The sequence below is a fragment of the Aminobacter sp. P4_D5 genome, assembly GCF_056401815.1.
This window is the reverse complement of sequence record NZ_JBFUIP010000191.1, coordinates 1-10029: the sequence shown is the minus strand read 5'-3', so window position 1 is coordinate 10029 and position 10029 is coordinate 1. Positions and strand designations below refer to the sequence as shown.

Sequence of the window (10029 nt, the reverse complement as noted above, 5' to 3'; positions counted from 1 at the left end):
GGATCATGCACTAGCAGGCTTTTGAAAAAGGCGCTGGCCACCGGATTGCTACTTGAGCCATCGACGGACAGGCCGGCCCTACTTCGCCGGCGCCGGGCAACTCAGGTCGCCCTCCGCGCATTTGAGATAGACGCCGAGCTGCTCGACGCGCGTATCGGTCACGTCCTTCAGGCACATCACAAGGATCATCGGATAGACCGACCCGCTGTCGACGCCGGTGGCGGAGAATTTGCATTCGGCGTCGCGGAAGGCGATCCAGGCGCGTTGCGACTCCTGCAGCAACTTCTTGGCGTCCGCATTGTCGGACAAGCGCTTGATGATCTCGCCATAGGCTTTGTTCAGCTTGGCGTCGGAGGCCGCATAGTCGGCACCGGCGCAGATGTCCATGCCTGTMTGGGTCTGGTCGTTGCGGTCGCATTCTTCGGCCAAAGCCACGGACGCCACCATTGAACACGCGATCGCCGACAGTAGAATCTCAAGCCGCATTTTCCGCTCCGTCGCATGGCTCAACTACAATTCCAGCGAGACCGACGCCTGGCAAGCTCTCGCACGAGGCGTTGTCGGGTGCATCGGGGCCGGATAGATGAATCAATCCGCAGGCTTGGCGCTGCCTGCGGTTGACTGGCTCCGACTCCTCGTCTAAGAGCCTTTCACACAAATTGGGCGCGCTCTTTTGGCGCGCTTTTAGTTTCGGCCCGGTGATGGGCCCCATCCGACGGGTTAGTGACATGAAGATCAAGAATTCGCTCAAGGCACTCAAGGGCCGCCACCGTGACTGCCAGCTGGTTCGTCGCAAGGGCCGCATCTACATCATCAACAAGACCGCCCCGCGCTACAAGGCTCGCCAGGGCTGATGTAGGCTCGGCCGCTCGCGGCCGACGCATCACGGCAATTTCAGTTTGACGTTCCCATGCGGGGGTCTAAAGTTTCCGCATGCGGAACGTTTTTGCCTTTTTCGCCCTGGCCATGGCGGCAACGTTCCCGCCGCAGCTGGCGTTTGCCCAATCCACAGACAGCCCCGTTGTCGCCAAGCCCGACAATCAGCTTGATTCGCTGTTTGCCGACCTGAAGCGCGAGCGCAACGAAAAGGCCGCCGAGCGCCTCGCCAGCCGCATTTCGGAAGCGTGGAACAGGTCGGGAAGCGCCTCCGTCGACCTGATGATGCTGTGGTCCGAGCAAGCGATCAAAGCCCAGAAGTTCGACGTCGCGCTTGATTTCCTCGACCAGGTGGTAACGCTGCAGCCGCAATATGCCGAAGGCTGGAATCGGCGCGCCACCGTGCATTTCCTGACACGCAACTATCGCAAGTCGATGGCCGACATCGAACGCACGCTTGAGCTTGAGCCGCGCCATTTCGGCGCCTTGGCCGGCATGGCGCAGATCATGGCCGCCACCGGCCGCAACGAATTGGCGCTGCAAGCCTGGCAACGCGTGCTCGTCATCTACCCGATGCTGCGCAATGCCCAAGGCGAGGTGTCGCGGCTGTCGGAAGAGCTTGCCGGCGAAGGCATTTGAAGGGAATAGGACAGTAAGGGAGTAGGGCAATACGGCAGTATGGCAGTATGGCAGTATGTGTCTGCGCCACACTCGATGCCTTACCTACTGCCCTACTGCCCTACTGCCGTATTGCCCTACTGCCTTACTGCCTTACTTCACTTCCTCCCCTCTCCCCCTGGCTGCATGAACATCCTCACCACAATCCTGGTCCTGCTTGTTGCGCTGGTGCTCGCGCTTGCAGGCTTTACCCGCGTGACATCCTGGCTGATCGAGCGGCGCAATCCGCCGGCGGGCAGTTTCGTCGACATATCAGGCGCCCGCCTCCACTATGTCCACGTGCCGGCATCCGCCGGCGCCGACCTGCCGCCACTCGTCTTCATTCATGGCGCGAGCGCCAATCTGAAAGACCAGATGCTGCCTTTAAGGCACATGTTCGAAGGCCGCGCCGAGATGCTGTTCTTCGACCGGCCCGGCCATGGCTGGTCTGGACGCGGCCCCGGCAACAACGACAACCCGACCGAACATTCGGCGACCATCGCAGCGCTGATGGACAGGCTCGGCATCAACGATGCGATCATCATCGGCCATTCGTTCGGCGGGGCGGTGGCAGCGACCTTTGCGCTCGAACACCCCGAGCGCACGCGGGGGCTCTTGTTCCTGTCGGCGGCGACGCATCCCTGGCCAGGTGGCGGCACCTCCTGGTACTACAGTGTCAGCGCCAAGCAGGTGGTGGGGCGTCTGTTTGCCGAAACGGTCGCCAATCCGGCCGGACTCATGCGAATCGATGCGGCGACAATCTGCGTTTTCTCGCCTAACAAGGTGCCAGATGGCTATGTCGACAAGGCCTCGATCAGGCTGGTGCTGCGGCCAAAGGCTTTCCGCGCCAACGCCATCGATGTCGAGGGGCTGTACCGCCACGTTTTGGCAACCGCGCCGCGCTACCCCACGATCAAGACACCGACAGTGGTGATCTCAGGTGATCACGACACTGTCGTTTATGAAGAGATCCATTCGATCGGCCTTGCCCGCGACATTCCTGATGCCGAGCTGGTCTGGGTGAAGAACCTCGGCCACAAGCCCGACTGGGTGGCGCCCGATCTTGTCGTGGCAGCGGTGGAAAGAATCGCCGGTCAGCCGCGCGACCTGCAGGCGGTTGCGCGGGCTGTCGAGGCGCGGATTGCGGGCGACGATTTTGGCACGGATATTTGTGTGAATGAAAAAGTTGGGGGAATAGGGCAGTAGGGCAATAAGAGCGGCTACTGCCTCACTCCCCTACTGCCCTAATCCCGTCTCTTACCTGCTTCCCTTGCCGYCCGGCCCGACATAGGCAATGCGCAGCATGTTGGTCGAGCCCGGCGTCCTGAGCGGCACGCCGGCAGTGATGATGACGCGGTCGCCGGCGGCGGCGAAACCCGAGTTGAAGGCGACGTTGCAGGCGCGCTCGACCATGTCGTCGAGATTGACCGCATCAGGCGAAACCACGCAATGCGTGCCCCACAACAGCGACAGGCGCCGCGCCGTGTCGAGGATCGGCGACAGCGCGATGATCGGCACCCGTGGCCGCTCGCGCGCGGCGCGCAGGCCGGTGGTGCCCGAAGCGGTGTAGGTGACGATCGCCGCAAGCTTCAGCGTCTCGGCGATTTCGCGCGCTGCAAGCGAGATGGCATCAGCACCGGTTGCTTCCGGCTGGGAACGCTGGGCATTGATGATGCCGGGATAGGTCGGGTCCTTTTCGACCTGCTGGGCGATGCGGTCCATCGTCGCCACCGACTCGACCGGATATTGGCCGGCAGCCGACTCGGCCGACAGCATGATCGCATCGGCACCTTCGAACACGGCGGTTGCCACGTCGGAGACCTCGGCGCGGGTCGGCACAGGTGCTGTGATCATCGATTCGAGCATCTGGGTGGCGACCACCACCGGCTTGCCGGCGCGGCGGGCGGCACGTGTGATCTGCTTTTGGATGCCGGGCACCGATTCGATCGGCATTTCGACGCCGAGGTCGCCACGGGCGACCATCAAGGCATCGGAGAGCTCGATGATCTCGGCCAGACGCGCAACGGCCTGCGGCTTTTCGATCTTCGACATCAGCAGCGCGCGCCCTTGAGCGATCTTGCGCGCTTCGGCGAGATCCTCGGGGCGCTGGATGAACGACAGCGCGACCCAGTCGACGCCGGTCTCAAGCACCGCGTCGAGGTCCCTGCGGTCCTTCTCGGTCAGCGCGCCGACCGGCAGGTCGGTGTCGGGCAGGCTGACGCCCTTCTTGTCGGAAATCTTGTTGCCGGCAACGACCGTGCAGACGATCGACTTTCCGTTGGTCTTTACCGCCCTCAATTCGAGCTTGCCGTCGTCGATCAGCAGGCGATGGCCTTCCTGCACCGACTTGAGGATCTCGGGATGCGGCAGGTGGACGCGGGCCGCTGTGCCGAGCTCGGGATTGTCGTCGAGCGTGAAGGTCTGGCCGACGGTCAGCTCTTCCTTGCCATTGGCAAACTTGCCGACACGCAGCTTGGGTCCCTGCAGGTCGGCGAGGATGCCGATCGGACGGCCGGCCTCGTCTTCGACCTTGCGGATGCGGGCGACAAGCGTGCGCATCGAATCGTGGTCGGTATGGCTCATATTGATGCGGAAGACGTCGGCGCCCGCATCGAAGAGCTTGCGGATCATGACCTCGTCGGACGAGGCAGGACCGAGAGTTGCGAGTATCTTGACCTTGCGGCTACGTCTCATTGAGCGTTCGTTCCCGAGGCGGCCGCATTGGCGCCCGTTGCGGGCTCGTCGGTGAGCTGGACCATCCAGTTCGCCTGTTCGCCCGTGTCGTATTCCTGGAAGCCGGCACGCTGGAAACCGCGCGCTACGCAGTCGGTGACGCCGGCGACCTTGAACTCTTTTTCAGCCACGCACATGTTGATGGGGCCATCCCAGCGTCCGCCGCGCTCGGCATCTTCTGCATAGAGATAATAAAACCTCGATGACAGCGGGCCTTCGATCAGCGTCTTGCAGGTGGAACCTTCGATGTGCCACCAGCCTTCGGTGATCCAGCCGGCCTTGGCACGGTAGCCGATGCCGACGCCGACAAGGCTCTGGGTAGCATTGCAGACCCTGAAATCGGCATGTGCCGGGGTTGCTGCGACTGACGTAAACAGCGGGATTGCCAAGCAAAGGAAGAGCAATGCGAAGGCTGAGCGTGCGCGCGGCCTTCCGGCAAATTCCATCCCCAAGCCCCTCTTCGACGAATTCTGCATTTTCTGGTGCCCTTTTCGGCAATGATCAGGCGCATGTCAACGCATGGCTGCGCGCTTATCCAATCGATTTAGATGCGCTTGGCCGGCATGATTTGCTGCCTCATCTGGCATATTCGAAAAAAGGTTGGCAAAACAACGGCGTTAGCACATATCCCCACATCAGGGACTGCCACGAAACTACACCGAAGCCCTGCCGAAGGACAAATTGCCGCCGATGACGCGAACAGCAATCTTTGCCCCTTTCGAGATCATCGAAGGCAACCGCAACAGGGGCCTGGTCCTTTTGTGCGACCACGCCCGCCGCGACCTKCCCGAGGAATATGGCGATCTCGGCCTCGCACCCGAGGAGTTCGACCKCCACATCGCCTACGACATCGGCGCCGAGCAGGTCACCCGCAAGCTCGCAGCGATCACCGGTGCGCCGGCGGTTCTGGCCAATTTTTCGCGGCTGCTGATCGACCCCAATCGCGGCGAGGATGACCCGACCCTGATCCGCCAGCTCTATGACGGCTCGGTCATTCCGGGCAATTATCCGATGTCTGGAGAAGAGCGCGAGCGCCGCCTCGACAATTTCTACCGGCCCTATCACGACGCGGTCGGCGCCATGGTCTCTTCGGTTCACAAACAGACCGGCACCGCACCCTTCATCTTGTCTGTACATTCCTTCACGCCCGTCATGCAGGGCCACGCCCGCCCCTGGCACGCGGGCGTGCTCTGGGACATGGACCACCGCGCCGCCTGGCCGCTGATCGAGATGCTGGCCGAAGACAAGGGGATCGTTGTCGGCGACAACGAGCCTTATGACGGCGCGTTGCGCGGCGACACCATGTTCCGTCACGCCATCGTCAACGGCTTTGCCCATGCGCTGATCGAAATCAGGCAGGACCTGATCGGCGACGACAAGGGAACCACCGATTGGGCCAATCGCCTCGCCCCCATCGTTGACGCGATCAATCGCCGTGCCGATATACATGAGGTCAAGCAATTCGGCTCGCGCACCGGGCCGTTGTGATGGAGACGACGATGGCCCAACTCAGCGAAACCCAGCAGCGCGATTTCGAGGCCGCCGCCTTCCGCCGCTTGCGGGAGCATCTGCGCGAGCGCAGCGACGTGCAGAACATCGACATGATGAACCTCACCGGTTTCTGCCGAAATTGCCTTTCCAACTGGTACCGTGACGCGGCCTCCGAGGCCGGCGTCGAGCTGTCCAAGGACGCCTCGCGCGAGATCGTCTACGGCATGCCTTATGCCGAGTGGCAGGCCAAGCACCAGCTGGAGGCGACCGACGCGCAGAAGGCAGCCTTCGAGGCCAGCCGGCCCAAGGACCATTGACGCAGAATCTGTGGCGGCGTGTCAGCTGCGCCGCCACGTCCCCTTGACCCTCTTGCCATCATGAGGCATCGAACCGGCCGAAATGCCCTTGGCGCGCCGAGTCGCGCTTTCCCATTCACCTTTGCCCCAGTCAGATTGCGGAGTGCCCCATGGCCGACGAAATTACAGATACCAGCCAGACTGTTGCCGCCGGCCAGTTGCGCGCCTTCATCGAGCGCATCGAGCGTCTTGAGGAAGAAAAGAAGACCATCTCCGACGACATCAAGGACGTCTATGCCGAAGCCAAGGGCACCGGCTTCGACACCAAGGCGCTCCGCACGCTGATCCGCCTGCGCAAGCAGGACCAGGCCGAGCGCGACGAGGCCGAGGCGATCCTCGACCTGTACAAGGCAGCTCTTGGAATGGTGTGACCCGGCCATCAGCTCTCCGCGTGTCCGTGACGACACGCGGAGGCTGCGCAGTGGCAGACATCGCAGTTGAGACTTAAGGGCACCAAGACATCGTTTGATGGCGTGGCGCTCTACGTCACGCCATCAAACTAACCTGCTCCCTACCACTTCACCCTGAAGCCGGCGGTGCCGGCAAGGGCATAGCTGTCGCCGAAGTTTTCGAGCGAGCTGTTGACCGAGACCTCGCCATAGAGCGAATATTTGTCGTCGTCCCAGTTGTAGGAGCCGCCGAGCCCGAGCCCACCCCACAACCTGTCGGGACGGGTCTCAAAGCTGGTGCCCGAGACGTCAACTTGGGTGGCGTCGAGCATTTGATAATAGATGTTGGCGATGCCGTAGAGATGTCTGCGGCGCGTTTTACCTTCATCATCCTTCCAGTTGTGATCGCGGTCGGCTGAGATGCCGAGCCTGCCGATCAGGCTGTCACCACTTCCAAGCGAGATGTTGGCACCGAACACATCGGTGAAACTGGAGAAGTCGACATTGGCGTAGATCAGTTGGGCTTGCGGCGTTATCGCCCAGCTGTCGTTGAGGTCGATCTTCTTGCCTGTTTCGATCGACAGCGCATAACCAAAGCCACCATTGCCGTCGATGAGGGTTGGCGTCAGCAGGCCTCGGGCCTTCGAGGTCAGGTCGCTATTGAACCAAGTCAGCGATGCCTGGCCGTCGACATAAAAGCCGTTCTGGTCATACCAGGTCAGCGTGCCGCCGAACCCACCACCTGTGGTGTCGATGTCGCCATCGCCAAAAAACGAGGTGACGTCGCTCGAGGCCTGGCCGAGATGCACCGTGACGCCGCCGATCAGCTTCGAGCCGTCCTCGGCTTCGTGCAGCAGACCGTCGAGGCCAGCCTGCAGCCGCCATACATTGGTGTCGTAGTCGGTGCCTGAGGTGGTTGAAGCGGGTTCGATACTGATATGGCTGCCTTCGATGCGGCCCCAGATCGCCCGCTGGTCCTCGATCAACACACCTTTGCCGTCGGATCCGGCGTAATATTGCGCCTGTTCGCTTGAAACAGGGCATTGGAAGTTTTTCGAGGCGTCCTTGCAGAACACCGTCTCGGGTGCGGGTTCGTTCCAGTAGCGGTTGCCGACACGCTGCTGCAGCGTCGGTACGGTGTTGAGTGCCAGAAGATGCTGCGGATAGACCTCGTAGAGCGGAACGCCCGGTTGATAACGCGGCTTCGGCGGTGGTGGTGGGGTCGGGCCGGGAGGCGTCGGCACAATCTGCGAACGAAGGTACCAGTCGCTGTCGGCAGGATCGGTGACGCCGTTGTGGAACAGTGTGTAGGCATAAGCACCGCCGACCACCGCCGGCTGGCCGTCCTTGGTGACGTAATTGCCGCGTAGGACAAACGAAGCGTCAGCCGTCGTTCCGCCATTGGTGGCGTCGACCACCTTGATGCCGTCGGAAAGCGTCAGGGCACCCGGACCGGTGGCGTTTCTGACGGCAAGCGTGGTGTTTCCCGTTGCGGTGCCGCCGTCGATGACGAGCATGTCCGACGGTGACCCGTCAGCACCAAGGAAGGTGTTGAACGCAAGCGTACCGCCTTGGCCGAAATAGTTCTGCGTCGTCAACGTCTTGTAGCTCGATAGCAGCGCCGGATCGCCGACAGGTGGGGTATAACCGATGAGGCTCGCGTCATTCGTCAGGTTAGTGACGTTCGAATTGCCCGTCATCGTCCACACCGAGCCGGCGATGAGGGATACATTCGACGTGCTCAATGCATCCGTTATCGCTGCACCGCTGATCGTCGACGGATCGATCGTGATATTGGCAACTGTCGGGTTGGTCGCGTCGGGCGAGGTTACATGCAGCCAAAGGCCGTTGTTGATGACGGCTGTCGAATTGTTGAAAGCTACATTCGCCGTACCGCCAGTGGCTAAGATCGAGGCTCCGTGGGGGCTGGCCAGCGTCACCTGGGTCAAGCTTGCAGTCTGCGTGCTAGCCGCTGGGCCAGTCACGGACAGGCCGCTTGCGCCGTCGCCATTGGCTGTCAACTCGCTGTTGGAGAGGCTGAGCATGGCGCTGTCGTCCACGACCGCGCCATGAGCGTTGGCGCCGCTGGTGGTGACACGAACAGCCGTGGCTATGATCGAAGACCCTGCGTTGCTGGCATGGAGACCGAAGCCGTTGTCTCCGGTCGTGGTGATTTCGGTATTCGACACTTCCGCTTTCGAAGCCAACTTGACACTGACGCCGCTGCCAACGCTGTCGATGGTGCCGTTCTTGAACGTTGCCTGCGCCCCGGAACTGAGGTTGACCCCGTTCCCGCTGGCGTTCACGATGACACCGTCTGCCTGTAGGAGTGCCGAGTTCGATGCGTTGAAGGCATGGTCGGAGCTTCCCTGAAGCGCCGTGATCGATCCCCCTGTCATATTGATAGTGCCGTTGTCGGCGAACACCCCCAAGGCATTGCCGCCGGTTGCGGTGAGATGGACGTTGCTTGCAGCAATGGATCCGCCATTGGCGACGCGAAGCGCGCTGTTCACGCTGGTGATCGTACCGCCGTTGATGGTGATCTGGGCCTGATCTGTTGCGCCCACGCCGAACGAGCCGAAATTGGTCGCGTTGACGACGATGCTTGAGGCTAGAATGCTTGAGCCGAGGCCCGACGCCGCGAGGCCCGTCGAGTCCTGGCCCGTCGTGTTGATGGTCGCGCTGGAGATCATAATCGTGCCGCCGGTCGTAGCCACGGCGCCATGCGCTCCGGTCCCACTGGTCGCAATGCTTCCGCCGGTGAAATTCAGTTGAGCACCTGTCTCGGCATTGATTCCAATACCGACGCCGGTCACCGCGACGTCGCTTGCCGTGACTGTCGATCCGGTGGTGGAATTGAGCCCCATACTGTTGGCGTTGGACGTGTCTATCGTGCCGCCTGTCAGCGTGATCGTGCTGCCGTTGGCGGCGACGGCACCGCTGGATGTCGGTCCCCGCGTCACGATGGCGAGGTTGGTGCCGGTGATCGTGCCGACATCGGCCGATAAGGCGTTCGCGAGGCTGCCGGTGGTGGTCAGCGAACTGTTGCTGAGCACGATCTGGCCGTTCGCCTCGACCCGGCCGACAAAGGCGCGATCACCACCTGTCGCCATGGTCAGGCCACTGCCGGTGATCAGGCTTGGCGTGCCGGCATTCACCCCAGTCGAAAACAATATGTAGCCGAACTGGCCGAAGGCACCGCTGGAGTAGGTCGTGGCCGGAAACGAGGCGCTTGGGACGGCGACCTGCGCGCCATTGGTGGCCGAGACCGCCTGGGAATATGCCGAAGATGCACCGCCAAGCAGCGCCGAGACGCCAGTAATGCACAACAAGGCCAAGGCGGTAGAGGCCAAAGGCCCGTCTGCGACAATTATTCGACGGCCAGATCGATAGGGCAAAAGATCAAGGCGCACGACTATTTCCGTCGTTTACCGCCCAAAACGCCCAGCTCAGGGTGCGCCTGAAGCTGGGCGTCCAGACCATTTCTCGATCAAAAGATTGGGGCAAATGGCTGCTGTACACGGAAT

Annotated in this window: 10 protein-coding genes; 6 read left to right on the top strand and 4 right to left on the bottom strand. The window is 61.9% G+C overall.

The window, feature by feature from the left end:
• Positions 1-78 precede the first annotated feature (78 nt).
• Entirely contained in the window at positions 79-486 is a 408-nt protein-coding gene (locus AC1DWF_RS27090) for a lysozyme inhibitor LprI family protein (RefSeq protein ID WP_476842258.1), read from the bottom strand.
• Positions 487-728: 242 nt separating this feature from the next.
• Here AC1DWF_RS27090 and ykgO point away from each other — a divergent pair, with 242 nt between their 5' ends.
• The 3 genes from ykgO (at position 729) to AC1DWF_RS27075 (ending at position 2739) form a co-directional block, all read left to right on the top strand.
• Positions 729-854 carry a type B 50S ribosomal protein L36 gene (gene ykgO / locus AC1DWF_RS27085; RefSeq protein ID WP_018429929.1) on the top strand — a complete coding sequence of 42 codons (126 nt, stop codon included), beginning with the start codon at positions 729-731 and terminating at the stop codon, positions 852-854.
• A 79-nt stretch (positions 855-933) separates the two neighbouring features.
• Complete coding sequence (locus AC1DWF_RS27080) at positions 934-1515, top strand: tetratricopeptide repeat protein (protein ID WP_476785591.1); 582 nt, start codon at positions 934-936, stop codon at positions 1513-1515.
• A 165-nt stretch (positions 1516-1680) separates the two neighbouring features.
• Entirely contained in the window at positions 1681-2739 is a 1059-nt protein-coding gene (locus tag AC1DWF_RS27075; protein ID WP_476788186.1) for an alpha/beta fold hydrolase, read from the top strand.
• Positions 2740-2790: 51 nt separating this feature from the next.
• On the opposite strand, the gene pyk is transcribed toward AC1DWF_RS27075, so the two are convergent.
• Positions 2791-4227 carry a pyruvate kinase gene (pyk, locus tag AC1DWF_RS27070; protein ID WP_476842257.1) on the bottom strand — a complete coding sequence of 479 codons (1437 nt, stop codon included), beginning with the start codon at positions 4225-4227 and terminating at the stop codon, positions 2791-2793.
• Entirely contained in the window at positions 4224-4712 is a 489-nt protein-coding gene (locus AC1DWF_RS27065) for a DUF1036 domain-containing protein (protein ID WP_476784375.1), read from the bottom strand. The genes pyk and AC1DWF_RS27065 overlap by 4 nt, the downstream gene beginning before the upstream one ends.
• Positions 4713-4956: 244 nt before the next feature.
• On the opposite strand from AC1DWF_RS27065, the gene AC1DWF_RS27060 reads away from it, so the two are divergent.
• The 3 genes from AC1DWF_RS27060 (at position 4957) to AC1DWF_RS27050 (ending at position 6484) form a co-directional block, all read left to right on the top strand.
• A complete protein-coding gene (locus AC1DWF_RS27060) occupies positions 4957-5754 on the top strand; it encodes an N-formylglutamate amidohydrolase (RefSeq protein ID WP_476842256.1) in 798 nt (265 codons plus the stop codon).
• An 11-nt stretch (positions 5755-5765) separates the two neighbouring features.
• A complete protein-coding gene (locus tag AC1DWF_RS27055) occupies positions 5766-6074 on the top strand; it encodes a DUF1244 domain-containing protein (protein ID WP_476784373.1) in 309 nt (102 codons plus the stop codon).
• 149 nt (positions 6075-6223) lie between these two features.
• A complete protein-coding gene (locus AC1DWF_RS27050) occupies positions 6224-6484 on the top strand; it encodes a DUF2312 domain-containing protein (RefSeq protein ID WP_476784372.1) in 261 nt (86 codons plus the stop codon).
• A gap of 140 nt (positions 6485-6624) precedes the next feature.
• Here the strand turns inward: AC1DWF_RS27050 and AC1DWF_RS27045 are convergent, their stop codons facing one another.
• Positions 6625-9855, bottom strand: coding sequence for an autotransporter outer membrane beta-barrel domain-containing protein (locus tag AC1DWF_RS27045; RefSeq protein ID WP_476784371.1), 3231 nt, complete (start codon positions 9853-9855; stop codon positions 6625-6627).
• Between the last annotated feature and the right edge of the window lie 174 nt (positions 9856-10029).

Bases quoted from the DNA above. Each gene is read 5' to 3' on its own strand.
- ykgO (WP_018429929.1), top strand. From the start codon at position 729: ATGAAGATCAAGAATTCGCTCAAGGCACTCAAGGGCCGCCACCGTGAC.
- AC1DWF_RS27075 (WP_476788186.1), top strand. From the start codon at position 1,681: ATGAACATCCTCACCACAATCCTGGTCCTGCTTGTTGCGCTGGTGCTC.
- AC1DWF_RS27050 (WP_476784372.1), top strand. From the start codon at position 6,224: ATGGCCGACGAAATTACAGATACCAGCCAGACTGTTGCCGCCGGCCAG.
- AC1DWF_RS27065 (WP_476784375.1), bottom strand. From the start codon at position 4,712: ATGGAATTTGCCGGAAGGCCGCGCGCACGCTCAGCCTTCGCATTGCTC.
- AC1DWF_RS27080 (WP_476785591.1), top strand. From the start codon at position 934: ATGCGGAACGTTTTTGCCTTTTTCGCCCTGGCCATGGCGGCAACGTTC.
- AC1DWF_RS27055 (WP_476784373.1), top strand. From the start codon at position 5,766: ATGGCCCAACTCAGCGAAACCCAGCAGCGCGATTTCGAGGCCGCCGCC.